General features: G+C 73.9%; 23 protein-coding genes and 1 pseudogene. 20 read left to right on the forward strand and 4 right to left on the reverse strand.

Features of this window, described 5'->3' with window-relative positions; genetic code table 11:
* The 9 genes from bioD to mug all read left to right on the forward strand — a co-directional run.
* The coding region (bioD, locus tag ACWEJX_RS32130) for an ATP-dependent dethiobiotin synthetase BioD (RefSeq protein WP_451610942.1) at window positions 1-423 on the forward strand (423 nt) is incomplete at its 5' end.
* A 27-nt stretch (window positions 424-450) separates the two neighbouring features.
* Window positions 451-795, forward strand: coding sequence for a VOC family protein (locus ACWEJX_RS32135; RefSeq protein ID WP_451610943.1), 345 nt, complete (start codon window positions 451-453; stop codon window positions 793-795).
* A gap of 51 nt (window positions 796-846) precedes the next feature.
* Window positions 847-1,698, forward strand: a complete 852-nt coding sequence (locus ACWEJX_RS32140; protein ID WP_451610944.1) for a TIGR03621 family F420-dependent LLM class oxidoreductase — start codon at window positions 847-849, stop codon at window positions 1,696-1,698.
* Window positions 1,699-1,759: 61 nt separating this feature from the next.
* Window positions 1,760-2,194 carry a GNAT family N-acetyltransferase gene (locus ACWEJX_RS32145; protein WP_451610945.1) on the forward strand — a complete coding sequence of 145 codons (435 nt, stop codon included), beginning with the start codon at window positions 1,760-1,762 and terminating at the stop codon, window positions 2,192-2,194.
* 171 nt (window positions 2,195-2,365) lie between these two features.
* Window positions 2,366-3,706, forward strand: a complete 1,341-nt coding sequence (locus ACWEJX_RS32150) for a hemolysin family protein (RefSeq protein ID WP_451610946.1) — start codon at window positions 2,366-2,368, stop codon at window positions 3,704-3,706.
* Complete coding sequence (locus tag ACWEJX_RS32155) at window positions 3,703-4,728, forward strand: hemolysin family protein (protein ID WP_451610947.1); 1,026 nt, start codon at window positions 3,703-3,705, stop codon at window positions 4,726-4,728. Before ACWEJX_RS32150 ends, ACWEJX_RS32155 begins: the two co-directional genes overlap by 4 nt.
* Window positions 4,729-4,888: 160 nt before the next feature.
* Window positions 4,889-5,668, forward strand: a complete 780-nt coding sequence (locus tag ACWEJX_RS32160; RefSeq protein WP_451610948.1) for an SGNH/GDSL hydrolase family protein — start codon at window positions 4,889-4,891, stop codon at window positions 5,666-5,668.
* Window positions 5,669-5,859: 191 nt separating this feature from the next.
* On the forward strand, window positions 5,860-7,302 hold the full coding sequence (gene purB, locus ACWEJX_RS32165) for an adenylosuccinate lyase (RefSeq protein WP_403789270.1): 1,443 nt from the start codon (window positions 5,860-5,862) through the stop codon (window positions 7,300-7,302).
* 62 nt (window positions 7,303-7,364) lie between these two features.
* Window positions 7,365-7,889 carry a G/U mismatch-specific DNA glycosylase gene (gene mug, locus ACWEJX_RS32170; protein ID WP_451610949.1) on the forward strand — a complete coding sequence of 175 codons (525 nt, stop codon included), beginning with the start codon at window positions 7,365-7,367 and terminating at the stop codon, window positions 7,887-7,889.
* Here mug and ACWEJX_RS32175 read toward each other — a convergent pair.
* Window positions 7,834-10,143 carry an MMPL family transporter gene (locus tag ACWEJX_RS32175; protein WP_451610950.1) on the reverse strand — a complete coding sequence of 770 codons (2,310 nt, stop codon included), beginning with the start codon at window positions 10,141-10,143 and terminating at the stop codon, window positions 7,834-7,836. The genes mug and ACWEJX_RS32175 overlap by 56 nt on opposite strands.
* Before the next feature lie 175 nt (window positions 10,144-10,318).
* Here ACWEJX_RS32175 and ACWEJX_RS32180 point away from each other — a divergent pair, with 175 nt between their 5' ends.
* The gene (locus tag ACWEJX_RS32180) at window positions 10,319-11,491 is read left to right on the forward strand and encodes a sensor histidine kinase (protein ID WP_451610951.1); all 1,173 of its coding nucleotides are present in this window, start codon (window positions 10,319-10,321) and stop codon (window positions 11,489-11,491) included.
* On the forward strand, window positions 11,466-12,128 hold the full coding sequence (locus tag ACWEJX_RS32185) for a response regulator (protein ID WP_451610952.1): 663 nt from the start codon (window positions 11,466-11,468) through the stop codon (window positions 12,126-12,128). Before ACWEJX_RS32180 ends, ACWEJX_RS32185 begins: the two co-directional genes overlap by 26 nt.
* A gap of 143 nt (window positions 12,129-12,271) precedes the next feature.
* On the opposite strand, the gene ACWEJX_RS32190 is transcribed toward ACWEJX_RS32185, so the two are convergent.
* A complete protein-coding gene (locus ACWEJX_RS32190; RefSeq protein ID WP_451610953.1) occupies window positions 12,272-12,709 on the reverse strand; it encodes a hypothetical protein in 438 nt (145 codons plus the stop codon).
* 152 nt (window positions 12,710-12,861) lie between these two features.
* On the opposite strand from ACWEJX_RS32190, the gene ACWEJX_RS32195 reads away from it, so the two are divergent.
* Window positions 12,862-14,019 (forward strand): ROK family transcriptional regulator, encoded by a 1,158-nt coding sequence (locus ACWEJX_RS32195; RefSeq protein ID WP_451610954.1) that lies wholly within the window; start codon window positions 12,862-12,864, stop codon window positions 14,017-14,019.
* A gap of 87 nt (window positions 14,020-14,106) precedes the next feature.
* On the opposite strand, the gene ACWEJX_RS32200 is transcribed toward ACWEJX_RS32195, so the two are convergent.
* Window positions 14,107-14,847 (reverse strand): GntR family transcriptional regulator, encoded by a 741-nt coding sequence (locus ACWEJX_RS32200; RefSeq protein WP_451610955.1) that lies wholly within the window; start codon window positions 14,845-14,847, stop codon window positions 14,107-14,109.
* A 269-nt stretch (window positions 14,848-15,116) separates the two neighbouring features.
* The gene (gene sigJ, locus ACWEJX_RS32205; protein WP_451610956.1) at window positions 15,117-15,998 is read right to left on the reverse strand and encodes an RNA polymerase sigma factor SigJ; all 882 of its coding nucleotides are present in this window, start codon (window positions 15,996-15,998) and stop codon (window positions 15,117-15,119) included.
* Window positions 15,999-16,150: 152 nt separating this feature from the next.
* On the opposite strand from sigJ, the gene ACWEJX_RS32210 reads away from it, so the two are divergent.
* The 8 genes and pseudogenes from ACWEJX_RS32210 to ACWEJX_RS32245 all read left to right on the forward strand — a co-directional run.
* A complete protein-coding gene (locus tag ACWEJX_RS32210) occupies window positions 16,151-16,984 on the forward strand; it encodes an alpha/beta fold hydrolase (RefSeq protein WP_451610957.1) in 834 nt (277 codons plus the stop codon).
* A gap of 950 nt (window positions 16,985-17,934) precedes the next feature.
* On the forward strand, window positions 17,935-19,386 hold the full coding sequence (pdxR, locus tag ACWEJX_RS32215) for a MocR-like pyridoxine biosynthesis transcription factor PdxR (RefSeq protein ID WP_451610958.1): 1,452 nt from the start codon (window positions 17,935-17,937) through the stop codon (window positions 19,384-19,386).
* Between the two features lie 201 nt (window positions 19,387-19,587).
* Window positions 19,588-21,183: an alkaline phosphatase D family protein gene (locus ACWEJX_RS32220; RefSeq protein WP_451610959.1), complete on the forward strand. Its 1,596-nt coding sequence runs from the start codon at window positions 19,588-19,590 to the stop codon at window positions 21,181-21,183.
* An 85-nt stretch (window positions 21,184-21,268) separates the two neighbouring features.
* On the forward strand, window positions 21,269-21,691 hold the full coding sequence (locus ACWEJX_RS32225) for a hypothetical protein (protein ID WP_451610960.1): 423 nt from the start codon (window positions 21,269-21,271) through the stop codon (window positions 21,689-21,691).
* Window positions 21,688-22,020: a winged helix-turn-helix domain-containing protein gene (locus tag ACWEJX_RS32230; protein WP_451610961.1), complete on the forward strand. Its 333-nt coding sequence runs from the start codon at window positions 21,688-21,690 to the stop codon at window positions 22,018-22,020. Before ACWEJX_RS32225 ends, ACWEJX_RS32230 begins: the two co-directional genes overlap by 4 nt.
* Before the next feature lie 118 nt (window positions 22,021-22,138).
* Window positions 22,139-23,530, forward strand: a complete 1,392-nt coding sequence (locus tag ACWEJX_RS32235; protein ID WP_451610962.1) for an SWIM zinc finger family protein — start codon at window positions 22,139-22,141, stop codon at window positions 23,528-23,530.
* A complete protein-coding gene (locus tag ACWEJX_RS32240) occupies window positions 23,527-26,226 on the forward strand; it encodes a DUF7824 domain-containing protein (RefSeq protein WP_451610963.1) in 2,700 nt (899 codons plus the stop codon). The genes ACWEJX_RS32235 and ACWEJX_RS32240 overlap by 4 nt, the downstream gene beginning before the upstream one ends.
* A gap of 76 nt (window positions 26,227-26,302) precedes the next feature.
* Window positions 26,303-26,570: pseudogene (locus ACWEJX_RS32245) on the forward strand (GNAT family N-acetyltransferase); the annotation flags it as partial.

Genomic DNA, 26,570 nt, shown 5'->3' on the forward strand with positions numbered 1-26,570 from the left:
GCCGAGGTGGCCGACGCGGCGCGGAAGCTGGCCGAGGAGCACGACCTGGTCCTCGTCGAGGGCGCGGGCGGGCTCCTCGTGCGGTTCGACGAGGAGGGCGGCACGCTCGCCGACGCGGCGGCGCTGCTCGGCGCGCCGGTCCTGGTCGTCGCGCAGGCCGCGCTGGGGACACTGAACATCACCGAACTGACGGCGGAGGCGCTGCGGGCCCGCGGGATCGAGCTGCTCGGTGTGGTCGTCGGCAGCTGGCCGGCGGAGCCGGGGCTCGCGGAGCGGTGCAATCTGACCGACCTGCCGGAGGTGGCGGGCGCGCCGCTGCTCGGCCTCGTCCCGGAGGGGGCGGGCGCGCTGGCTCCGGAGGCGTTCCGGGCGGCCGCGCCGACCTGGCTGGCGCCGGCGTTCGGCGGCACCTGGGAAGCCTGACCGCTCCCGTACTCGTACGCTGGCGCCATGCGCGCTCGTGTTCAGGAGATCGTCTTCGACTGCGCCACCCCGGCCGCCCTCGTGCGGTTCTGGGCGGCGCTCCTCGGCGGGACGCCGGTCGACCGGAGCCCGGAGTGGTCGTACGTGGATCCGCCCGGGTTCGTGCGGCTCGCGTTCCAGCAGGTGCCGGAGGGCAAGGCCGTGAAGAACCGCCTCCATCTGGACGTGGAGGTGGCCGACCCGGACGCGGCGGCGGCCGAGGCACTCGCGTGGGGGGCGCGGCGCTCGGGCGGGATCGTGACGGACGAACAGGGATCGTTCCAGGTCATGCACGATCCCGAGGGCAACGAGTTCTGCTTCGTGACCGGGTAGGTTCACCGGGTAGTTTCAGGTGGCAGACATCGTCAACGAGGGGGTCGCACCGTGGTGTTACCGTTCCGATTCGCCGTCAACATGCTGGAGCAGGCCGGCACGGGAAGCGAGTGGCGGGCTCGCTGCGCCCGCGCGGAGGAGCTCGGTTACGACCTGATCCTGGTCCCCGACCACCTCGGCATGCCCGCCCCGTTCCCCTCCCTGGTGGCGGCGGCGCAGGCCACCACCCGCACCCGGGTGGGCACGTTCGTGCTCAACGCTGGTTTCTGGAACCCGTCGTTGCTGGCCCGTGAGGTGGCGACGACGGCCGCCCTGACCGACGGCCGGCTCGAACTCGGGCTCGGTACGGGCTATGTGCCGGCGGAGCACGAGCAGGCGGGCATCCCGTTCCTGCCGCCGCGCGAGCGGGTCGACCATCTCGCCCGCACCGTCGAGGCGTTGACCGGCGAGCCGGCGCACGTGCCGCTGCTGATCGGCGGGAACGGCAACCGGGTGCTGCGGCTCGCGGCCCGGCACGCCGCCGTGATGGCTTTCTCGGGCGGCCGCTTCGACGGCGACACACCCACCGTCCTCACGGCCGAGGAGCTGGCGGCGCGCGTCGAGGCGTACGCGGGCTTCGAGAAGGAGACCGGGCGGGAGACGCCCGCGGAGCGCAATCTGCTGATCCAGCGGGTCGTGGTGACCGAGGACCGGGCCGCGGCGGCCGCCGAGTTCCTCCCGCACGTCCCGTACCTCACCGAGGAGCAGGTCCTGGACCTGCCGATCCTGGCGGCCGGCACGGTCCGGGAGATCGCCGACCGGCTGCTCGACCTGCGCGAGCGGCTCGGCATCTCGTACTTCACCGTCCTCGACCACTCGATGGAGGCGTTCGGCCCGGTGATCGCGGAGCTGCGCGGCGCGTAGCGCGTTCCGCCAGGCGAAACACGGTCGACAGGCACGGCCGGCCGGTAGTGGGATGGCCGCCATGGACGATCTTCGGATACGGGCCGCGGTCGCGGCCGACATCGACGCCGTGCTCGCCTTCTGGCAGGCCGCGGCCGAGGGCACGAGCATCAGCGACGACCGGGCCGGGGTGGCCCGGCTCGTCGACCGCGACCCGGAGGCCCTGCTGCTCGCGGAGCGCGGCGGCGAGCTGGTCGGCACGGTGATCGCCGGCTTCGACGGCTGGCGCTGCCATCTCTACCGGCTCGCCGTCCGTCCGGACCATCGCCGTCGCGGCATCGGCGGCGCGCTGCTCGCGGCCGCCGAGGAGCGATTCGTACGGCTCGGGGGCCGGCGCGCGGACGCGATGGTGCTCGACCGGAACGAGCTCGGGCAGGCGGCGTGGCGGGCGGCGGCGTACGGTCCCGAGGAGCAGTGGACGCGCTGGGTGAAGCCGCTGCCGGCCCCCACCGCCTGAGCGCTTTGCCGATCCTTTACCATGGAGGGGCAGAGCCGATCCCCCTACCGAAAGGTGTGAGCGTCCGCCCATGGGCGAGCCTCCCAGTAGCCGTACCACCGGCCGACATCGCGCGGTCCTCCCTCCCCTGACTGATCATGGGACTCGTCGAGGGACGGAGGTGAAGGGCCGATGACCGAGGTACTGCTGCTCGTCGTGGCGCTGCTCCTCGCCCTCGCCTGCGGTGCGTTCGTCGCGGCCGAGTTCTCGCTGACGACCGTCGAGCGCGGCGAGCTCGAAGCCGCCGCCGAGCGCGGTGAGCGGGGCGCCACCGGCGCCCTGAAGGCCGTCAGGTCGCTCACCCTCCAGCTCTCCGGCGCCCAGCTCGGCATCACCGTCACCAATCTGGTCGTCGGCATGCTCTCCGAGCCCTCGATCTCGAAGCTGATCCGCGGCCCGATCGAGGACCTCGGCCTGTCCGAGTCGGTCGCCTCCTCGGTGGCCCTGGTCCTCGGCACCGCGCTGTCGACGATCGTCCTGATGGTCGTCGGCGAGCTGGTCCCCAAGAACTGGGCGATCTCCTCGCCGCTCGCCGTCGCCAAGGTGGTGGGCACCCCGCAGCGGATCTTCACCGCCGCGTTCAAGCCGCTGATCAGCCATCTCAACAACACCGCCAACCGGTCCGTGCGCCGGCTCGGCCTGGAGCCCACCGAGGAGCTGGCCTCCGCCCGTTCCCCGCAGGAGCTGGTCGCCCTGGCCCGCCACTCCGCCAAGGAGGGCGCCCTGGAGGCCGACACCGCCGAGCTGTTCGTGCGCACCCTCAACCTGGCCGGGCTGACCGCGGAGAACGTGATGACCCCGCGCGTCCAGCTCACCGCCCTCGAGGTGCACGCCACCGCCGAGGACGTCGCCAACGCGACCCGCGCCACCGGCCTGAGCCGCTTCCCCGTCTACCGCGGCAACCTGGACACGGTCGTCGGCATCGCGCACATCAAGGACGTGCTCGCGATACCGGCCGGGGAACGCCACCGCCGCCCGGTCGGCGACGTGCTGCGCGAGCCGCTGCTCGTGCCCGAGAGCCTCACCGTGGACAAGCTGCTCGACCGGCTGTCCGGCCGGCAGACCATGGCCGTCGTCATCGACGAGTACGGCGGCACGGCCGGCGTCGTCACCCTGGAGGACATCGTCGAGGAGGTCGTCGGCGAGGTGCGCGACGAGCACGACCCGCACGAGACGCCCGACCTCGCCCCGGCGGGCGAGGACGCCGACGGCCGCACGCTGTGGTCGGCGGACGGCGCGGCCCGGACCGACCAGCTGGCGGCCATCGGCCTGCGGCTGCCGGAGGGCCCGTACGAGACCCTGGCGGGCGTGCTCGCCACCGAACTCGGCCGGATCCCGGCCAACGGCGACAGCGTGGAGCTGGCCGGGTGGCGGCTCGACGTCGTGGACGCGTCCGGGCGGCGGGCGGCCCGGGTGCTGCTGCACGCCCCGCTCCGCCACACCGGCGACCCGGACGAGGAGGCCGGCCGATGACCGTCATCCAGCTCCTCGTCGGTCTGCTGACCCTCGTCGTCAACGCCTTCTTCGTCGGCGCCGAGTTCGCCCTGATCTCCGTGCGCCGCAGCCAGATCGAACCGCTCGCGGACGCCGGCAACCGGCGGGCCCGCAGTGTCGTCTGGGGCCTCGAACACGTCTCGGCGATGCTCGCGGCCGCCCAGCTCGGCATCACGCTGTGCACCCTGGTGCTCGGCATCGTGGCCGAGCCGGCCATCGCGCACCTGCTCGAACCGGTCTTCGACGCCGTCGGCGTGTCGGAGAGCCTGGTGCACCCGGTCTCGTTCGTGATCGCCCTGACCGTCGCCACGTATCTGCACATGCTGCTCGGCGAGATGGTCCCGAAGAACATCGCCCTCGCCGAGCCGAGCAGGACCGCGCTGGTGCTCGGCCCGCCGCTGGTGACGCTGGCGCGGGCGCTGCGCCCGGTGATCTTCGCGGTGAACGCCTTCGCCAACGGGATCCTGAAGCTGCTGCGGGTCGAGGTGAAGGGCGAGGTCGCGGCCACCTTCTCGGACGACGAGCTGGCCCGGATGGTCACCGACGCCGGTGACGCCGGACTGCTCGACGACCGGGCCGCCGAGCGGCTGCACGACGCCCTGGAGCTGGGCCGCCGCCCGGTGCGGGACGTCGTGATGCCGGTGGAGAAGGTCGTGCACGCTCAGGTGGGCACGACCCCGGAGGAGCTGGAGGCGCTCGCCGCGCGGTCCGGGTTCTCCCGCTTCCCGGTCGTCGACGAGGGCCGCCGGATCCTCGGCTACCTGCACGTGAAGGACGCCCTGGACGTCACCCCGCGCGACCAGCCGTTCCCGGTGTCGGCGATGCGGCCGATCGCCCGGGTGCGGGCGGCGACCCCGCTGGACGACGTCCTGACGGCGATGCGGCGCAGCCGCACCCATCTCGCCGCCGTCACCGACGGGGACGAGGACGGCAGGCTCACCGGCCTGGTGACGATGGAGGACGTGCTGCGGGAGCTGGTGGGCCGGCCCTCCGCCCCGTAAGGCCGCCGCGCCCCGCAAGACCGCTGGGCGAAGGGCCCGGGAGAGATCCCGGGCCCTTCGGCGTGCTTCGGGCGGTTCGGCGTCCCCGAGCGCGTTCCCCGCCGGCCGCTCGGGCAGCGGCCCGCGCCCCGTCCATACCGCGCGGTACGATCGCTGGGCCATGGAGATGAATGCCACCTACACCAGTCTGGTCGCCGTGGGCGACAGCTTCACCGAGGGCATGTCGGACCTGAAGCCCGACGGTTCCTACGGGGGCTGGGCCGACCTGCTCGCCGGGCGGCTCGCCGCTCGCACGCCCGGCTTCCGGTACGCCAACCTCGCCGTGCGCGGCAAGCTCATCGGCCAGATCGTCGACGAGCAGGTGGAGACGGCGGCGGCCATGAAGGCCGACGTCGTCACGCTCGTCGGCGGGCTCAACGACACCCTGCGCCCCAAGTGCGACATGGGCCGGGTGCGCGGTCTGCTCGGCGAGGCCGTCGAGCGGCTCACCCCCGCCTGCGGGCAGCTGGTCCTGATGCGCAGCCCCGGCCGCAACGGCCCGGTCCTGGACCGTTTCCGGCCCCGCATGGAGGAGCTCTTCGCGTACGTGGACGAGCTCGCCGCCCGGCACGGCGCGCTGGTCGTCGACCTGTACGGCGCTCCCGCGCTCGGCGACCCGCGCATGTGGGACGTGGACCGGCTGCATCTGACCGGTGAGGGGCACCGGCGGGTGGCCGAGGCCGTGTGGCAGACCCTGGGCCTGCCGGCCGAGGACGACTGGCGCTCCCCGCTCCCCCCGTCGGAGCGCGCGGGCTGGCTGGACCGGCGGGTGGCCGACGCCCGCTTCGCGAAGCAGCATCTGGGACCATGGATCGGCCGCCGGCTCACCGGCCGCTCCTCGGGCGACGGACGCCCGCCGAAGCGCCCGGAGCTGCTGCCGTACGAGGGCCCGGCGGTCTGACGGCCCGCCGGGCGCGCGCCCGACGCGGCACCCCGGCCGATTCCGCCCGGTCCGCCCGGCCGGCCCGACCGGCCCGACCGGCCTGACCGGCCCGGCCGGTCCCGTGGCGTCGACGTGACGCCCGTCTCGTAGCAAGCTCCAGCCCGGACCGCGGCGCTGGCCTGCAGAAATCGCCAGTAGAATCAGGACACGTGACAGCTGTGACTGCGAAGCCCCGCATCCCCAACGTCCTGGCCGGCCGCTACGCCTCCGCGGAGCTCGCCGTCCTCTGGTCCCCCGAGCAGAAGGTGAAGCTGGAGCGCCGGCTGTGGCTCGCCGTGCTGCGTGCCCAGAAGGACCTCGGGATCGAGGTGCCGGACGCGGCGCTCGCCGACTACGAGCGCGTGCTCGACGACGTCGACCTGGCGTCGATCGCCGAGCGCGAGAAGGTCACCCGGCACGACGTGAAGGCCCGGATCGAGGAGTTCAACGCCCTCGCCGGCCACGAGCACGTCCACAAGGGCATGACGTCCCGCGACCTCACCGAGAACGTCGAGCAGCTGCAGATCCGGCTCTCCCTGGAGCTCATGCGCGACCGCACGGTCGCCGTCCTCGCCCGCCTCGGCAAGCTGTCCGCCGAGTACGGCGAGCTGGTCATGGCCGGCCGCTCGCACAACGTGGCCGCCCAGGCCACCACCCTCGGCAAGCGCTTCGCGACCGCCGCCGACGAGCTGCTCGTGGCGTACGGACGCCTGGAGGAGCTGCTCGGCCGCTACCCGCTGCGCGGCATCAAGGGCCCGGTCGGCACGGCCCAGGACATGCTGGACCTGCTCGGCGGCGACGCCGGCAAGCTGGCCGACCTGGAGCAGCGGATCGCCGCGCACCTCGGCTTCGCGCACGCCTTCACCTCGGTCGGCCAGGTCTACCCGCGCTCGCTCGACTACGACGTGGTCACCGCCCTGGTGCAGCTGGCCGCCGCCCCGTCGTCGATCGCCAAGACGATCCGCCTGATGGCCGGCCACGAGCTGGTCACCGAGGGCTTCAAGCCCGGCCAGGTCGGCTCCTCCGCGATGCCGCACAAGATGAACACCCGCTCCTGCGAGCGCGTCAACGGCCTCATGGTCATCCTGCGCGGCTACGCGTCGATGACCGGCGAGCTGTCGGGCGACCAGTGGAACGAGGGCGACGTCTCCTGCTCCGTGGTGCGCCGCGTGGCCCTCCCGGACGCGTTCTTCGCGCTCGACGGCCTCCTGGAGACCTTCCTGACCGTGCTCGACGAGTTCGGCGCCTTTCCGGCCGTCGTCGCCCGCGAGCTGGACCGCTACCTGCCGTTCCTCGCCACGACCAAGGTCCTCATGGCCTCGGTGCGCGCCGGCGTGGGCCGCGAGGTCGCCCACGAGGCCATCAAGGAGAACGCCGTGGCCTCCGCCCTCGCCATGCGCGAGCAGGGCGTCGAGCGCAACGAGCTGCTCGACAAGCTGGCCGCCGACGAGCGGATCCCGCTGGACCGCGCCCAGCTCGACGAGCTGATGGCCGACAAGCTCTCCTTCACGGGCGCCGCCGCCGACCAGGTCGCCGCCGTGGTCTCCCGGATCGAGGAGATCGTGAAGGCGAACCCGGAGGCCGCCGGCTACACCCCCGGAGCGATCCTCTGACCGGGACTCCCCGGTTCACCAAGCAGGAGCTGGAGGCCGCCCGCGACCGCGTCGTCCCCGACGTGGCCGCGGGCGGCCTCTCCGTGCTCCTGTGCGGGATCAACCCGGGGCTGATGAGCGCGGCGACGGGCCACCACTTCGCCCGCCCCGGCAATCGGTTCTGGCCGGTGCTGCACCTGTCCGGCCTCACCCCGCGGCAACTGCGCCCCGCCGAGCAGGAGGAGCTCCTGGCGTACGGCCTCGGCATCACCAACGTGGTGGCGCGGCCGACCGCACGGGCGGACGAGCTGACCGCCGAGGAGTACCGGGAGGGCGGGCGGATCCTCGCCGAGAAGGTGGCGCGGCTCGGCCCGCGCTGGCTGGCGGTCGTCGGGGTCACCGCGTACCGCACGGCCTTCGGCGAGAAGCGCGCCGCGGTCGGGCCGCAGGAGCGGACGATCGACGGACCGCACGGCACGACCCGGATCTGGGCGCTGCCCAATCCGAGCGGACTGAACGCGCACTGGACGGCCGAGACGATGGCCGAGGAGTTCACGCGGCTGCGGGAGGCGGCGGGGCTGCCGGACCGGCGTACGGGCCAGGTGTGACGAACGGTTCCGCGTCGGTGTCGTCGGTGTCGTCGGTGTCGTCGGTTCCGACCGGGCCGCGGGGAAGCATCCGGTCCAGCCAAATCGGCAGCCACCAGTTGGTCCGGCCGAGGAGGGTCATGGTCGCCGGTACCAGCACCATGCGTACGACCGTGGCGTCGATGAAGATCGCGGTGGCCAGGCCCAGCCCGAACATCTTGCTGGAGGGGTCCTCGGCGACGGCGAAGGACAGGAAGACCGCCACCATGATGAGGGCGGCCGAGGTGATGATCCGGGCGGTGCGCGAGACGCCCTCGACGATCGCCGTGCGGTTGTTTCCGGTGCGCAGGTACTCCTCGCGTACGCGGGAGAGAAGGAACACCTCGTAGTCCATCGACAGGCCGAACAGGATGGCGAAGAGGAACATCGGGATGAACGACACGATCGGAACCGTCGCTTCCAGCCCGATGAGTGCGCCTCCCCAGCCCCATTGGAAGACCGCGACCATGATGCCGTAGGACGCGCCGATGCTCAGCAGATTCAGCAGTACCGCCTTGAGCGGGACGAGCACCGAGCGGAAGACCAGCATCAGCAGCAGGAACGACATCGCCAGCACGGCGGCGACGAACGCCGGCAGGCGTTGGCTGGTGCGTCGGCCCACATCCGACAGGCTCGCGGCGGCGCCGCCGACGTGGGCCCTGGCCGGGCCGTGCCCGATCGCCGTGGGCAGCACCTCGGTGCGCAGCCGGGCGATGGTGTCGGTCGTTGCCCTGTCCTGCGGGCTGGTGGTCGGGAACACCACGAGGGTCGCGATGCCGGTGGCCCGGTCGATGTGCGTCGGCGCGACGGATGCGATGCCCGGATCCGCCGCGACCCCTGCGACGAGTCGGTCCAGCACGCCCGGATCACCGGTGGGGTCCGCGGCGATGACGAGGGGACCGTTGGTGCCCGGGCCGAACCCCTCGGCGACGAGGTCGTAGGCCCGGCGCTCGGTACGGCTGCGAGGCAGTGAGCCGTCGTCGGGCAGGCCGACGCGCAGGCCGAGCACGGGCAGCGTCGCGGTCAGCAGCAGCCCCGCCGCGCCGACCGCGTACGGCACCGGGTGCCGGCCGACGTGCCCGATCCAGCGGCGCCACCCGGTGGCGCGGCCGGCGTCTGCCGCCGGGTCCCGCCGCCGTGCGAGTCGGCCCGGCTTCCTGGTCTGCAGAGCCCGGCCGATCCGGCCGGCCCGGGCCAGGCGTGGGCCGGCGGCGCCGAGGAAGGCCGGCAGCAGCGTCACCGACGCGAGCACCATCGTCAGGACGACGATCGAGACGGCGACCCCGCCCACCGTCATGAACGGCACGTTCGCGACCGCCAGGCCGAGGATCGACACGACGACGGTGCCGCCGGCGAAGACCACCGGCCGCCCCGCCGTGGCCACCGCTCGCCCCGCCGCCTCGCGGGGATCGAGTCCGCGCGCGAGGTACTCCCGGTGCCTGGCGAGCACGAACAGCGCGTAGTCGATGCCCACTCCGAGCCCGACCATGCTGCCCAGGACAGGCGCGAAGGTCGGGACGTCCGTCACCCCCACCAGTACCGTCATCGTGGCGACCCCGACGGTCAGCCCGAAGACCGCCATGCCGATCGGCAGCGCGGCGGCGACGAGCGAACCGAACGCCAGGAACAGGATCGCGGCCGCGGCGAGGAGTCCGATCAGCTCGCTCGCGCCGCCGTCGGGGTCGGAGAAGGCGTAGAAGAGGTTCCCGCCCATCTCGATGCGCAGCGGCAGCTCGGCGCGCAGCCGGTCGCCGAGATCGACGAGGGCGTCGAGGTCTTCGGCCGACAGCCGGCTCTGGTCGGGGTACTGCACCCGGACGACCGCGATCCGCCCGTCGGCCGAGACGAGGCCGCCGCGCACGGCGGTGTCCCGACCCGCGTCGAGCTCCCCCGCCGGGTCGCTCGTGCCGAGCACGTGCGGCAGCCGCTTCACCTCGGCCCGCAGCCGCGTGAGAGCGGTGCGCGCGCCGTCGTCGTCGAAGAACGTCGCACCGTCGTCGAGGGAAGTGACGACCACTTGGGCGGTCATCCCCTCCTGGCCGGTGCCTGCCCGCTCGATCAGTTCCGCGGCCCGTCGGGAGTCCAGTCCGGGAGCGGTCATCGAGTCCGCGGTCCGCCCGCCGAAGGCGACGGCGGCGAGGACGGCGAGCGTGGCGGCGATCAGCCATGCCGCGATCACCCGCCAGGGATGGCGGGCGGCGCTTGCGCCCAGGCGCAACAGGGCTTTCGAGAGCATCGGGTCCTCCAACCACCTCGTCGGCCGTCCTTGTACGGCCGCCGATGCCGAGGCTCGTCGCCACGGCGCGCCGCGGCATCGGCCCGCGGGCCGCGGATCCGTCGGCCCCGGGGCGGAGTGACGACCCGTCCTTTCGGCCGATGCGCGGCACGCCGCGGTCCCTAGGCTGAGAACCGTGCTCCGAGACGACCTGCGAACGCTGTGGACCGAACCGCGGCCGCCCGACGCGCCCGCCCGGGTGTGGCGGGACTGGGCGCTGCTCGCCGGGGGCCTTGCCGGTGTGGCGCTGGAGGCCGCCCTGCGCGAGAACGTCGTGTGGCGGCCGGTGGCGGTGATGTTCGCCGTATGGCTGTGTCTGCTGCTCCTGTGGCGCCGGACCCGCCCGCTGGCCATGGTGACGCTGGCGTTCGGCTCGGTGGTCCTGCTTCCGGTGGCCTCGCTCGTCGCCGCGCCGCGCGAGCCCGTCGGCCTGTACACCGGCGCGGTCGTGCTCGTGCTGGTGTACGCGCTGCCCCGGTGGGGATCGGGACGCGAGATCGTGCTGGGCGGCGCGGTGATCCTCGTGGTCGGCGCGCTGTGTGTCGTCGCGGACGGGACCCCGGTCGTCGAGAAGGTCGTGGGCTTCCTCTTCCTGTTGCTGCCCGGCGTGGTCGGGGCTGCCGTGCGGTTCTGGGTGACCGCTCGCGAGCGGCAGTTGGAGCAGGTGCGCTCCCGTGAGCGCGAGCAGCTCGCCCGGGAACTGCACGACACGGTGGCCCACCACGTGTCGGCCATGGTGATCATCGCCCAGGCGGGCCGGGTGCTCGCGGGCACCGACGCGTCCGCCGCCGTCGAGGCGCTGGAGGGGGTCGAGGAGGAAGGGGCGCGCACGCTGGAGGAAATGCGCGCCATGGTCGCCGCGCTGCGCGACCGGGGGGTCGGCGCCGAGCTGGCGCCCCCTGCCGGAGTCGCGGACCTGGAGCGCCTGGTGCGCACCCCCGGTGGTCGCCTCAGGGTCGACCTGGGGCTCGACGGCGAACTGGACGCGCTGCCCCCGGCCGTGGACGCGGCCGTCTACCGGATCGTGCAGGAGTCGGTGACCAACGCGCTGCGCCATGCGGTCGACGCGACCGACCTCGTCGTTCGGGTCGCCGCGGAACGGCACACGGTACGGGTGAGCGTGCGCGACAACGGCCGGCGCACCGGCCGGGGTCGCGACGGATACGGACTTACCGGACTGCGCGAGCGCGCGACCCTGCTCGGCGGCACACTACGAGCCGGCCCGGGTACCGACCGGGGCTGGCATGTCGAAGCCGAACTGCCGAGAGCGAGGAGCGAGAGCGGTGTCCATTCGCGTCCTCGTCGCTGACGACCAGACGATCATCCGCACCGGCTTGCGGATCATGCTGAACGCCCAGCCCGGCATCGAGGTGGTCGGCGAGGCCGCCGACGGACGCGAAGCGGTGCGTCTGGCCCGCGAACTGCGCCCCGACGTCTGCCTCTTCGACATCCGCATGCCCGTACTCGACGGGCTCGAGGCCACCCGGCTCGTCGCCGGCCCGGGCGTCGCCGACCCGCTGGCCGTGGTCGTCATCACCACGTTCGACCTCGACGAGTACGTCTACGGCTCACTGCGTGCCGGCGCCCGCGGGTTCCTCCTCAAGGACACGGGGCCGGACCTTCTGGCGCAGGCCGTGCGGTCGGCGTCCGACGGTGAGGCGCTCATCGCGCCCAGCGTCACCGTCCGTCTGCTCCAGACATTCGCGGACCTGCCCGCCGGCCGGCCCGTGGCCCAGCCGGTCTCCCCCGTCACCGCCCGCGAGGAGCAGGTGCTCCTCGCCGTCGCTCGCGGGCTGACCAACACCGAGATCGCCGATGCACTGCACATCAGTCTCAGCACGGTGAAGACGCACCTGGCCAGCCTGATGGCCAAACTCGGCGCCCGCAACCGGGTCGAGATCGCGATGTGGGCCTACGAGACGCGACGTGTCCTCCCCGGAGCCTGAGCCGGGTGCCGGGCCATGTCCCATGGGTCCCCGCCCGGACATCAGTGCAGCGGTCGGCTCACGTCGGCTCCACGATCAAAGACCTCACCAGGACCACCCGGTGATCACGACTCGATTCGCGCCCTGGTCGCCGCGTTCCTCCGTCACGGCGGGTCGACCGTGGTGACGAGGGCAAGGAGCTGGAAGGGCAGCTCCTTGTCCCACTGGGACAGCCCGAGACCGATCCATCGCCCGCGGGCCCGCCACAGGTGCAGGTCGGGTGTGTGGTTGCTCAGGTCGGCCCACGGCTCGGGTATGTCCTCGCCGGACATGCTCCGGCCGAGGACGGACCACAGGCTGAAGACCTGCGGCGGACCCCAGCGGGCGGCGAGCAGCGTCGAGAGGCCGTCCCGCTCCGCTTCGTACTGCTCCTCGACGGCTAACGAGCGGGTGCCGTCGTCCTCCCAGAACTCCTCGCTCGTGGCGAGCGCGACGACGTGGTGCCCCGGGCCGCTGTCGCGGAACCCGGAGCGCTCGGCGCGCTCCGGGAAGGCCCGGTCCACCAGCTCGTCGATCGCCGCGAGGTGCTGTGTCCTGTCCATGGAGCCAGTAAAGCGCGCCCCACTGACAGTTGGCGGACCGTCAGTCCCCGTCGGCCGACGGGCCCGGGACCGGCCCGTGGGCGGCGCTCGCCGCCCCCTCTTCCATTGAGTAACATCCGGCCAAAGACGCGCACGAGCTGGGAGGACACACGGTGGGGCGGCTGACCGGCGGAGACCCGTCGCTACTCCGGCGGATCAACTCCGCGGTGGTACTCCATGCGCTGCGGAGCTCCGACGCGCTCACGCTCACGGACCTGACCCGGATCACGGGTCTGTCCCGGCCGACGGTCGAGGGTGTGACAGAGGGCCTGATCGAGGGCGGTCTGGTCGTCGAGGCGGCGCCCGAGGAGGGCGAGACCCGGCGGCAGGGCCGGCCGGCGCGGAGGTTCCGCTTCCGGGCGGAGGCCGGGCATCTGCTCGGGATCGAGATCGGTCCGCACCGGGTGGCCGCGCTGATCTCCGGCCTGGACGGGCGGATCATCGGCGCCGGTTCCCGCGAGGTCGCGGACACGGCCCCCGAGGACGAGCGGCTCGACCGGGTCCGCGCGGTGGTGGCCGACGTGCTGCGCAGGACCGGGGTGCCCCGGTCGAACCTGCGGGCGGTCGGCGTCGGCACGCCGGGCATCGTGGAGGCCGACGGAACGGTACGCCTGGGCACGGCGCTGCCGGGCTGGACGGGTCTGGCGCTCGGCGAGCGGCTGCGCCGCTCCTTCCGCTGCCCGGTGATCGTGGAGAACGACGCCAACGCGGCGGCGGTCGCCGAGCACTGGAAGGGCGCGGCGACGGACTCCGACGACATCGTGTTCGTGCTGGCGGGGCTGAGCCCGGGCGCCGGTTCGCTGATCGGCGGGCGGCTGCACCGCGGTTACGGCGGGGCCGCCGGCGAGATCGGCGCGCTGCACCTGCTCGGCCGCGGCGTCACGCCGGAACATCTGCTGTCGACGACGGACGAGCCGCTGCACCCGCTGGACGAGCAGGCGGTCGCGGAGGTCTTCGCGCTGGCCAGGCAGGGCGACGCGCGGGCCCAGGCCGCGGTGGAACGGTTCATCCAGCGTCTGGTGCACGACGTCGCCGCGCTGGTCCTGGCGCTCGATCCGGAGCTGGTGGTGATCGGCGGCTGGGCGGCGGGCCTCGACGGCGTGCTGCAGCCGCTGCGCGAGGAGCTGGACCGGTTCTGTCTGCGGCCGCCGCGGGTGGTGCTCTCCATGCTGGGCGAGGCGGCGGTGGCCACGGGCGCGCTGCGGCTCGCGCTCGACCACGTGGAGGAGCAGCTGTTCGCGGTCGACGGCACGGTGACGGCCCGCCGCTGAGGGAGCGTGACGTACGACAACGGCCCCGGGCGCGCGTGCCCGGGGCCGTTGTCGTACGTCTCGTCGCTCAGGGCAGGGACCGCGGCCTCAGGAGGCCATGGCCAGGTCGCCGGAGTCGCCGAAGGTGAGCTTGCAGGTGTCCGCGCGGTAGGTGGCGACGGAGACCGCGGCGGTGCGGCCCTCCGACAGGTAGCGGGTGGTGACGACGAGGACCGGGGAGCCGGGCAGCCGGTCCAGTTCCCTGGCGTCGTCGGCGCGGGCGGAGCCGAGTTCGACGGAGCGGTCCTGGCCGTCGAGGCTGAGCCGCTGGAGTTCGTCCAGCACGGTGCGGGCGCGGGCCGGGCCGCCGGTCGTGTCGGCGGCGGCGAGGCCGGGCACCGACTCGGTGGGCACGTAGAGGAGTTCGGCGGCGACCGGCTGGCCCTCGGTGATGCGGAGCCGGCGCACGATGTGCACGCGCTCGCCGGACTGGAGCTCGAGCAGGCGGGCGACGGCGGCGGGGGCCGTGTCGGTGCCCGCGTCCATGGACTGCCAGGTCTCCTCGCCGACGCCGGGCCAGGCGTGCTGGGTGGTGGAGACGTCGACGCCGACGCGCGGCGGGGCGACGGTGGTGCCGACGCCGCGACGGCGCTGCAGGCGGCCCTCCAGCTCCAGTTGCTCCAGGGCCTGCCGGAGGGTGGCGCGGGCGACGCCGAAACGGGCGGCCAGTTCGCGCTCGTTGGGCAGGATCTCGCCAACCGCGAAGTCCGAGTCGAGGGCTTCGCCGATCACGGTCTTGAGGTGCCAGTACTTCGGCTCCGGCACCGTCTCCAGCTGCGTGGTCCCCACCCTCATCCTCCGCACATTCGCCGTGTCCCGCGGCGTTTTCCGCGCCCTTGTTTATTAAAGGTTCCTGCACTAACTCTGCGACGATAGGGCGCCGCCCACCCTTGGTCAAGACCAATCCTGCGTCGGGAGCCCCGGAATGTGACCGTCTGGTCTTGATCGTTCACAGGACGTTCGCGTCGTTGTGCGGTCTGCGTAGCAGAACGCCCCGCCTGGACCGTTTCGTACGGTTCCGGGCGGGGCGTTCGTTCCCGATGCGGTGAGGTCCGCGCTCAGTCGAGGGTGAGGCCCTGGACCTTGTCGGGGTTGCGCAGGATGTAGACGCAGGCGATGAGTCCGTCGCGGATGTCGATCTGGAAGACGGCGTCGACCGTGCCGTCGACCAGGGTGACCAGCGCCGGGCCGCCGTTGACCTCCGCGAAGCGGAGGGAGGTGCCTTCCGCCGGGCCCTGGGCGATGGCGACCAGGAAGCGGCCGATCTTGTCGGCGCTCTCGATGATCCGCCGCGGGGTCTTGGCCTTGCCGCCGGCGTCGCCGACGAGCCGGGCGTCCGGTGCGAGCAGCGCGAGCAGCCCGTCCAGGTCGCCGCCCGAGGCGGCGGCGAGGAACCGTTCGGTGAGGTCGCGCCGCTGGACGGGATCCACGTCGTAGCGGGGCCGGCCCTCGTCGACGTGCCTGCGGGCACGGCCGGCCAGCTGGCGTACGGCGGCCTCGCTGCGGTCGAGGGTGGCGGCGATCTCGGCGAAGGGGAAGCCGAAGGCTTCGCGCAGGACGAAGACGGCGCGTTCGAGCGGCGAGAGGGCTTCGAGGACGACGAGGAGGGCGAGCGAGACGGTGTCGGCGAGCAGGGCCCGTTCGGCGGTGTCCGGCACGGCGGGGCCGAAGTCGGTGACGATCGGCTCGGGAAGCCAGGGGCCGACGTAGGACTCCCGGCGGGACTGGGCCTGGCGGAGCCGGTCGATGGCGAGCCGGGTGGTGATCCGGACGAGGAAGGCGCGGGGTTCGCGGACCTCCCCGCGGTCCTCCGCGGACCAGCGCAGCCATGCCTCCTGCACGACGTCCTCGGCGTCGGCGGCGCGGCCGAGCATGCGGTAGGCGACGCCGATGAGCATCGGACGGTGGGCCTCGAACACGTCGGTCGGGTCGGTGATCATCTCGGTCGGCACTCCCCCATCCCAGCGGACGCGCCCGCGCCTGTCCAGTTCGGGCCGAGTGGGACGCGCGAGGTCTTGAACTCGACTCTACTCGCGGGTAATTCTTGCTGACGGGACGTCTCAAAAGGGTGACGGTACGACAGGGAGCAGCCATGTCCGCACAGATCTCGTTCGCCGTGGAGTCGCCCGCGGGGCCGCGCACGGTCACCGTCGCGTACGAGCGGCGGGGCGCCGGCGAGCCCCTGCTGCTGCTCCACGGGATCGGGCACCACTGGCAGGCGTGGGAGCCGGTGCTCGACATCCTGGCGGCCGGGCGCGACGTCGTCGCCGTCGACCTGCCGGGCTTCGGCGCCTCCCCGGCACTGCCCGAGCCGCTGGCGTACGACCTGGCCGGCGTGGTGCCGCTGCTCGGCGCGTTCTGCGCGGCCCTCGGGATCGACCGGCCGCACGTGGCGGGCAACTCGCTCGGCGGACTGCTCGCCCTGGCGCTCGGCCGGGAGAAGCTGGTGCGCTCGGTGACCGCGCTCTCGCCCGCCGGCTTCTGGTCGGAGAGCGAGCGGCGGTACGCGTTCACGACGCTGCGGGCCATGCGCGGCGCCGCGCTCGCGCTGCCGGTCCCGCTGATCGAACGGCTCTCCCGCAGCGCGGCCGGCCGCACCGCCCTCACCAGCACCATCTACGCCCGCCCCGGCCGCCGTTCACCCGAGGCCACGGTCGCCGAGACGCTGGCCCTGCGGCAGGCGAGCGGCTTCCACCAGACCCTCGCGGCCGGCCGGGCCGTGGTGTTCACCGACGACGTCCCCGCCGTGCCCGTCACCGTCGCCTGGGGCAGCCGCGACCGGCTGCTGCTGCGCCGTCAGGGCGTCCGCGCCAAGCAGACCATCCCGGGTGCGCGACTGGTCCGGCTGCCGGGCTGCGGTCACGTCCCCATGAACGACGACCCCGCCCTGGTGGCCCGGGTGATCCTCGACGGCAGCACCGTCTGACGTCGGCTTCGGGCGGCCGAACAGGCCGGTGCCCAGAGCCGCGCCGGCCCCCACCAGGAGGCTGCCGGCGGCCTGCGGCAGCCCGAAGGAGCCGTGGGACACGGCCGCGGCGGTCAGGGCGGCGGCCACCGGAATCGCGCCGGTATAGAGAGTCGCCCTCTCCATACCGATCCGCTGCACGCCCATGTAGAAGAGGACGAAGCCGACGACGGTCGCGAGCGCCGCCTGCCACACGAGCGCGCCCGTCTCCACGAGCGTCGGCATCCGCAGCGCGGCCGTCCCGTCGGCGAGGAGACCGAGCGCCATCGCCTCCACGGCGGCCACCGCGCACACCACCGCGGTCAGCAGCTTCGGTCCGAGCGGCCGCAGCACCGGCACCGCCAGCACGGTGAACCCGACCTCGCCCGCGAGCGCGGCCACCGACCAGCCGAGCCCCACGAGATCCGTACGCCCCCAGCCCTGCACCACGAAGGCGCCGGCGGCGACCACGACCGCCCCGCACAGCACCGCCCGGGTCGGCCTGCGCCCGTCCGTCAGCGGCACCAGGACGGCGACCACGACCGGCGCGCAGCCCACCAGGACACCGGGCACGGCGGGTTCGGCGGTGCGCTCCGCGGCGAGGACGGCCAGATTGAAGCCGACCATGCCGACGGCCGCGAGCAGCGCGACACGGAGCCACTGACGGAAGGTCAGGGCGCGCAGCGGTGCGAGCGCGCCCCGGTGCCCGCCCAGCGGGCGCAACAGGAGGAGGGGCAGCAGGAGCAGACAGGCCGCGGCGTAGCGCAGCGCCTGGCCGCCCGCGTACGGATAGGAGCCGAGCAGGCTGTTGGCGGTGAAGGAGGCCCCGACGAGGGCGTAGGCGACGGTCACGAGGAGTGCGCCGCGCAGGGTGTTCGTGTGCATGGCCTTGACGCTAGGAAAGGGCGCTGTCCGTTTTAAGGTCCACTTCCATGACGTCATCGGGGACCACTTCAGCCGGTAACGGAAGCCCGCAGCCGGCCTGGGAGCTGTTGCTGCCCGCCGTGGCGGCACCGGCACGGCAGCGGGGCCGGTCGCTGCAGGAGGCGTTGCGGGACGCGGTACGGACCGGCCGCCTCGCACCGGGGACGCGGCTGCCGTCGAGCCGGGAGCTCGCCGCCGACCTCGGGGTGTCACGGGGCCTGGTGACGGAGGCGTACGAGCAGTTGACCGCCGAGGGATATCTGCGCGGCGCACGGGGCTCGGGCACCTGGGTCGGCGGAGCGGCGCGCGCCGCGGCGCCCGGCGTACGGGATCTGGCGCCGCGTGCGCCGGGCGCCGGCGTGCGGGTGGACTTCCGCCCCGGGACGCCCGACCTGTCGCTGTTCCCGCGCTCCGCGTGGGGCGCCGCCCAGCGGGCGGTCCTGGCCGAACTCGCGCACCGGCAGCTCGGCTACCCGGATCCACGCGGGCTGCCGGAGCTGCGGGGCGCGCTCGCCGCGCTGCTCGCGCGCCGGCGCGGGGTGGTGGCCGATCCCGAGCGCCTGGTGGTGTGCTCGGGCGTGGCGCAGGCCGCGACGCTGCTCGGCCTCGCGCTGCGGGCGCGCGGCCACCGCGCGGTGGGCGTCGAGGACCCGGGCAGCCCCGAGCACGGCAAGCTGTTCGCGGCGACCGGCCTGGACACCGTGTGGCTGCCGGTGGACGAGGAGGGCCTGGTGCCGGGGCCGCTGGCCGCGTCCGGGGTGCGGGCGGTGGTGGTGACGCCGTCCCACCACTTCCCGTCCGGCATCGCCTACTCGGCGCGGCGGCGAGCCGGACTGCTCGACTGGGCGCGGCAGGTGGACGGCTACGTCCTGGAGGACGACTACGACGGGGACTTCCGCTACGACCGGGCACCGGTGGGCGCGCTCCAGGGGCTCGACCCGGAGCGGGTCGCGTACGCCGGTTCGGTGAGCAAGTCGCTCGCACCGGGGCTGCGGCTCGGCTGGATGCTGCTGCCGGGCGCGCTGCTCGACGAGATCGCCGAGCGCAAGCGCACGATGGACCTCGGGAATCCGGCCCTCGACCAGGCGGTGCTCGCCCGGTTCGTGTCGGGCGGCGGATACGACCGGCAGCTGCGCCGCTGCCAGCGCGCCTACCGGGAGCGCCGGGACGCCCTGCTCACGGCGCTCGAACGGTACTTCCCGGGCACGGCGGTGAGCGGCATCGCCGCGGGCCTGCACATCATCGCGCGCGTGCCGCCGGAGTACGGCCCGACCGAGCGTTTCCTCTCCCTGGCGGGGGCGGCGGGTGTGGCGCTGCGGCCCCTTGAGGAGTACGGCACGGAGCGGCCGGACGACGACGCGGTGCGGCTGGTGCTCGGTTACGCGCATCTGCCGCCGGCGGAGATCGCGCGGGGCGTGGGGCTGGTGGCGGGAGCGTACGAGGCGGAGGAGCGCGGCTGAGCGCGGCTGAGCGCGCCGGGACGGCGTTCAACGGGACGGCGTTCAACGGGGCGCAGATTCCGGGCGGTTGTTCACACGGGGTTCGGCTGGGCGCCGTTCCCGGGCGCTAGGCATGGGGCGCGACCCTCGGGGCCGTCTCCCGTACGGGTGACGGCCCCAGGCCGCAACGGTACCGCTCCGCCCACCCCTTGGAGGCGCTCGATGTCCCAGCCCGCATCCGGCCCGGCCCCCGCCCGTCGTACGGTCCTGCGCGGATCGCTCGCCGCCTCGGCGGCCGCCCTGACCGCCGGCTGCGGCGCGTTCGCGAGCCCGTCGTTCGCGCTGTCGGGGCGCCCGTCGGCCGCCTGGGGCGTGCAGACGGGCGACGTCACCGCGCACTCGGGTCTGGTCTGGGTCCGCGCGGACCGGCCGGCCCGGATGGTCGTGGAGACCTCGGCCGGTGAGTCGTTCCGGCGGGTGCGCCGCCACTACGGCCCGCTGCTCGGGCCCGGCACGGACTTCACGGGGACCACGGCGCTGCGCGACCTGCCGCCCGGGGAGCAGATCCACTACCGGGTGACGCTGGCCGACCCGGACGACCCGCGCCGTACCGGCGAGCCGGTCCTCGGCACCTTCCGCACGGCGCCGGAGCGGCGCCGGGACGGGGTGCGGTTCCTGTGGTCGGGCGACATCGCGGGTCAGGGCTGGGGCATCAACCCGGACATCGGCGGCTTCCGCGCGTACGAGGAGATGCGCCGGCTCGACCCGGACTTCTTCCTGTGCAGCGGCGACACCATCTACGCGGACGGCGTCATCCAGCCCAGCGTGACGCTGCCCGACGGCCGGATCTGGCGGAACCTCACCACGCCGGAGAAGTCGAAGGTGGCCGAGACCCTCGACGAGTACCGCGGCAACTTCCGCTACAACCTGCTCGACCACAACGTGCGCGCCTTCAACGCGCAGGTGCCGTCGATCGTGCAGTGGGACGACCACGAGGTCCGCAACAACTGGTACCCGGGCCAGATCCTGGACGACGCCCGCTACACCGAGAAGGACGTCGACGTCCTCGCGGCGCACGCCTCGCGCGCCTTCGCCGAGTACTTCCCGGTCTCCACGCTGCACGCGCGTGCGGGCGCGACCCGGTCGGAGGGCAGGGTGCACCGGGTGGTGCGCCGCGGTCCGCTGCTCGACGTGTTCGTGCTGGACATGCGCACGTACCGGAACGCCAACTCGCCGGACCGGCAGTCCGACGACACCGTCGGCATCCTGGGCGCGGAGCAGCTGGAGTGGCTGAAGCGGGAGCTGAGCCGGTCGCGCGCGGTGTGGAAGGTGATCGCGGCGGACCTGCCGCTCGGGCTCGTCGTCACCGACGGCGCCGTGGACTTCGAGGCGGTGGCGCAGGGCGACCCGGGGGCGCCGCTCGGCCGTGAGCTGCAGATCGCCGAGCTGCTGCGGTTCATCAAGCACCGGCGTGTCACCGGCACGCTGTGGCTCACGGCGGACGTCCACCACACCTCGGCGCAGCACTACGCGCCGGAGCGCGCGGTGTTCCAGGACTTCGAGCCGTTCTGGGAGTTCGTGTCCGGTCCGCTGGCGGCCGGCGGCTTCCCCGCGAACCGGCTGGACGACACCTTCGGCCCGGAGCGGGTCTTCCTGCGGGCGCCCGAGCGGGCCAACCTGTCGCCGATGGAGACCCCGCAGTACTTCGGCGAGGTCGACATCGACGGCGACAGCGGGGAACTGACGGTCCGGCTGCGCGCCGAGGGCGGTCTGGTGCTGTTCAGCAAGACGCTCCAGCCGGGTCGCGTGGGGCAGTAAGTCCTTTCGCGCATCCCATAGTTGCCTTGTCTGCACTTACTTGCCATAGTGGAAAGTACTTGCAGTCAAGACAAGGGGGATTGTCATGTCCGAATACTCCGAAGCCGCCGAGGTGCTGGGCCGCACCGCCCGGATGGAGAGCTCCGCCCGGCGCCAGGGCGGCGGCTGGTATCTGCGCTACCTGCTGGCCTTCGGCGGCGTACAGCTGTTCTTCGTGCCCACGGTGCTGCTGTGGCACGAACCGGCCGCGTTCGCGGTCACCATGGCGCTGTACGTCGCGATCGTCATCGCGCTCAGCGTGTACGCGTCCCGCCAGCGGGCGGTTCGGCGGCGCTTCGAACTGCGGCACAGCCTCACGCTCGCCGCCTGGGCCGCCATGTTCACGACCTCGATGGCGCTGGGCACGTCGCTGATGCGGGACAGCGTGCCCTTCGCCGTGGCCGCCACGGCCGCCTGCGTGGCTCCGGTGGCCGTCGCGGCGCTCCTCGAACGGCGTGCGCGGGCATGAGCGGGACGACGGACAACCGGGGCGGCGACCGCCCTGGCGCACATCCGCGGCACGACCTGGAGCCGCTGCTCACCTCCCCGGTGCGGCTCTCGGTCGTCGCGGCCCTCGCGCCGCTGGACAAGGCCGAGTTCGGTTTCGTGCGCGATCTGGTGGAGGTCACCGACTCCGCTCTGTCCAAGCAGGTCACGGCGCTGGAGGAGGCCGGCCTCGTGTCCGTGGACAAGGGCCGGGTGGGCCGCCGGGTCCGGACCTGGCTGGCCCTGACGGAGCGGGGACGCACGGTGTACCGGCGGCATCTCGACGCGCTGCGGGCCATCGCCGGTGCGTGAAGGGGGCCCGGTTCGGGGCGCCTGACGGCTCCTCATGTCCTGGCCCCCCACCCCCGTTTCCGCAGGCCAGAGCCTGTGTCAGGGCCGATTGTCAGTGCCGGGCCCTACGGTCGTTCGCATGACGCGATCCGTACAGGCGCTCGCCTACGCACGCCCGTCCGCCCTGGAGCCCGTGGGCTCCGGGCGGCTGCTCGGCCTGGAGACGGCCGGGGGTCTCACGCCGCGCGGCGCCGAGGCCCGTCCCCGCTTCTTCTCCGGATTCCTCACCTCGCCGCAGACGGCCGCGCGCGGTCTGCTGGCCGTCGCCGACGTGGCCGCGGCCCGTTACCACCAGCGGATGAGACCGGGTTCGCTCGACCCGGTGGTGACGGGCAACGGCGACCGGCTGCGGTTCGAGTCGTTCTCGGGCTGCGGCGGGGTGTACGCACGGCTCGACGTGCTGAGCGCGGGGCTCGACGGTGCGCGGACCGGGCACGGGACGACGAACGTGGACGTCAACAACCCGCTGCGGGAGGCGCTTTCGCGGCTCACCGGGGACGATCCGCTGCATCTGCGGGTCGGGCCCGAGGAGTTGGCGGTGACGACGCTGGACGGCCCGGTGGTGGAGAAGAAGGTGCCCCTGCCGGACCGCTGGCTGCGCGGCTTCGCCGAGGCGCAGGTCTCGTCGGCCGGCTTCGATCTGCGGGCCGAGCTGTCGGGCGCGGAGGCGGTGCGGTTCCTGCGGTCGCTGCCGCGCTCGCAGGCCCGGGGCCGGGGCCCGCTGTGGGTGGTGCAGTCGGGGCGGACGCTGCGGCCGACGACCCGGCCGGTGGCGGGCGCGGTGTGCCTCGCGGGGCCGGACCGGCTGGTCGCCCTGGAGCGCGTGCTGCGGTTCGCGACGGCGCTGCGGGTGTACGGGCCGGTGCCGGACGGGCGGCCCGCGCCGAGCGCCTGGGAGGTGGCGCTGCCGGGGATGCGGCTCACGCTGACGCTCTCGCCCGACCCGGCGCGCGGTTTCTCCGGTGAGGGCGGCGTCCTGGAGGCGCTGGCCACCGAGGAGGCGGCGCAGGACGCGGAGCTGGTCTCGGTGCTGCTCGCCTGGGAGCCCCGGATCGACCTCGCCGACCTGGCCGCGCAGTCGGGTCTCACCGTGGACCGGGTGCGGGCGGCACTGGTCCGGCTCGGGACGGCGGGGCGGGTCGGGTACGACGTGGCGGACGCGGCCTACTTCCACCGCGAGCTGCCGTACGACGCGGACCGCGCCGAGCGGCACAATCCGCGCCTGGTCGCCGCGCGGGCGCTGCTCGCGGAGGGCGCGGTGGCGCTGGACGGCGAGCTCGCGTCGGTGGCGTCGGGGGAACGGCGCTATCAGGTGCGCGAGTCGACGGAGGGCCGGCTGAGCTGTACGTGCGCGTGGTGGGCGGATTACCGGGGCCGGCGCGGCCCGTGCAAGCACGCGCTCGCGGTGCGGATGGCGCGTCGCGGGGCGAAGGTCGAGACGGCCGGGACGGCCGTGGGGGGTGTGCGATGACGACGGAGACGACGACGGTGGCGGAGACGGCGACGGCGAGGCTGCTGGCCGCGGTGCGGGCGGGAAGGCACGCCGAGGTGCCGGACCTGCTGGCGGGCCTTGACGCGGCGGCCCGGAAGGCGGTGCTTCCGGAGCTGAAGGAGCTCCGCAAGGAGGTGCGCGGCTGGGGCTGGGACCAATGGAACGCTCAGGTGGAGGCGCAGCGCGCGCTGCGGGTGGCCGGGGCTGGCTGCCACACGGGCGCGGCCGCGGCCGCCGCCTGGATCGGCGCCCGCGATCTGACCGGCTGGGGCGAGCACACGATCGACGGCGTCCTCGCCGTGCTCGCCGGCCGGGAGCCCGCGTGGCTCGCGGACCTGGCGCAGCGACTGGCCGAGCGGCCGGCGGTCGCCGAGGACCAGTACCGCCTGGTGCACGCGCTGGTGGTCCGCTCGGGCTGCCCGGTGCCGACGAACGAGGGGTACCTGCTCGGCTGGACACGGGCGGTGGCCGGCCAGGGGCTGGTGGAGACGCTGCGCGCCGACCCGCAGACGCCGGTGCTCGTGCCGTACGTCCTGGAGCTCACCGAGACGCCCGGCCAGCTGGTCTGGTCGTACGGGGCCGAGTCGCCCGCGCACTGGCCGGGCGCCCTCAGGACGCTCGCCGACGAGGGCGTACTGGACCGGGCCAGGCTGGTCGAGGGCTGTCTGTCCCGCCTCCTTCGCGGCGGACGGCCGCGCGATCTGCGCTTCCCGCTGGCCCTGCTGGAGCTGCTCGGGACGACCGACGAGGAGCGGCGCGGGCGGGTCGCGGACTGGCTCGGCATGGTGGCGGACGCCCCTTCACCGGTGGCCGCGTACGCGCAGAAGGTCCTCGCCGAGCTGGCCCTGGACGGCGGGCTCACGGTGGCGGAGCTGGCGGAGATGTCCGGTGCGGTGCTGTTCCGCACCGAGAAGAAGCTGGTGCGGGCGCAGCTGACGCTGATCGGCAAGGTGCTGCGGCGCGAGCCGGACGCGGCGGCGGAGCTGCTGCCGGTGGTGACGGACGCGTTCGGGCACGACGACACGGTGATCCAGGAGCGGGCGCTGGCCCTGGTGGGGCGGCATCTGGCGCGGGTGGACGAGCAGGTGCGCGCGGAACTGGCAGGCGCCGCAGAGCTGTTGAGCCCGGTGCACCGGGCGGCGGCGGTGGAGCTGTTCGGGGTGGGCGCGGCGGCCGACGAGCTGCCGTACGAGGAGGTGCTGCCGCCGGTGCCGGAGCTGCGGCCGCTGGCGCCCGCGGCGGAGACGGTCGCCGAGCTGGTGGAGGAGCTGGTGGCCCTTGAACGGCGCCAGTACGAGTCGATCGAGGACTTCGAGCGGGCGCTCGACGGTGTCGTCCGGCATGCGCACCGGGACCGGCGGGCCTTGACGGCGGCGGTGCGGGAGGCGTTTTCGGGGTCGTACTGGCTGGAGCGCACGGACCATGTCTCGCACGGTTCGCAGGGGATCCTCACCGTGCTCGCGGCGCTGCTCGGCACGGCGCGGCCGGAGACGATCGACGCCGCCCGCAGGCGTCCGGCCGGTACGCCGTCCTGCGCGCACAAGGCGCTGACGCGGGCGGTCGACACCCGGATGTGGGAGACGGCGTGGATGCTGACCACCGCGGCGCGGGTGCCGTTCCTGCTGGCCACGCCGACCTGGCACACCGGGGCGATCGATCCGCTGGTGCTCGTGGCGCGGCTGCGGGAGTACCGGGACGCCGGAGTGGAGCCGATGGCGGTCGACCTGGCCCAGGCGCTGCTGCGGGTGCGGAAGGGTGATCCGGCGGCGGCCGATGCCGCTGCGGAGGCGACGGCGCTCGGCACCCGGGCCGGTGCGCGGCTCGCGGACTGGCTGACGGCCGACGAGTCGCTCGCGCCCGGGCTGCGTTTCCTGACCCGGGGCGGGGACCACCGGTCAGGGCGGTGGTGGCTGGCGGACCGGCTGGTGCTCGCGGTGCGGGAGCGGCGGGCGATACGGGAGGACTTCCCGCCCGCGTTCGCGTGGCTGGGCGCGTCGCCGACGGAGATCGCGCGCGGGTGCGGCCACTACCACTGGTCGGGGCTTCGGCCGCTGTGGCCGGGGGTGCTGCCGGACGACCGGGAGACCCTCGCGGCCTGGCTGCTGCCGTCGCTGTTCGGCGGGGCCGAGTGGGAGGAGCGGGGTGCGGCCTGGGGGCTCACGGCGCTGGCCGAGGCGGGCGGGCCGGTGGGTCCCGCCGTCCATCTCGCGCTCGCCGTCGGGCTCGGCTGCCGGCACGCGGAGGACCGGCTGACGGCCGTGGACGCGCTGCTCGTGCTGGCGTCCCGGGGCGAGCTGGATCCGGTGCTGCTCGGGGCGCGGCTCGCGGAACTGGTCGCCGAGGGGACGGTGAAGCCGAACCGGCTGGCGGACGCGGTCCGTACGGCGGCGGCGACCGGGGCGTACGCGACGGTGTGGGCGGTGCTCGTGGAGCTGCTGCCGGCGCTGCTCACCGCGCCGAAGCCGGTGCGCGGGGCCGGGGAGCTCGTGGCCGTCGCGGCGGAGTGCGTCGAGCGGTGCGGCGGATCCGGCGGTACGGCGGCGGTCGCGGGCCTCGCCGAGACGGCGGCGCGGCCGGGGTCGACGCAGCTGGTGGTGCAGGCGCGGCGACTGCTTGCCGCACTCGGACAGAGTGTCGATCAGGCGGCACCACAAGCGGTCGAAATCGGTCAGTAAGGGCCCAGATCGGCGATTAACCCATCAGTCACAAAGCGTTCGTGATCACGCAACACCGCTGGGTCACAGTGACCTCATGACCGATCTGAAAACCGTGCAGAACGCCCGCCGCAGCCACCACTGGCGGCACGACGTCATCGAGCTCGCCGCGATGTTCACCGCCGTGGTGGTGGCCGACTCGATCGCCAAGACCATCGCCAAGGGGCCCGACGGCCCCTACCTGCTGGTGTTCTCGGCGATCGCGCTGGTCGCCACCGCCGCCTTCCACACCTGGTGGGCGCGGCGGCACAGCCATGCGCCGCCCGTCGACGATCCCGGCGGCAGCGGGGAGACCTCCTCGCTGC

It is taken from the genome of Streptomyces sp. NPDC004788 (assembly GCF_053601115.1).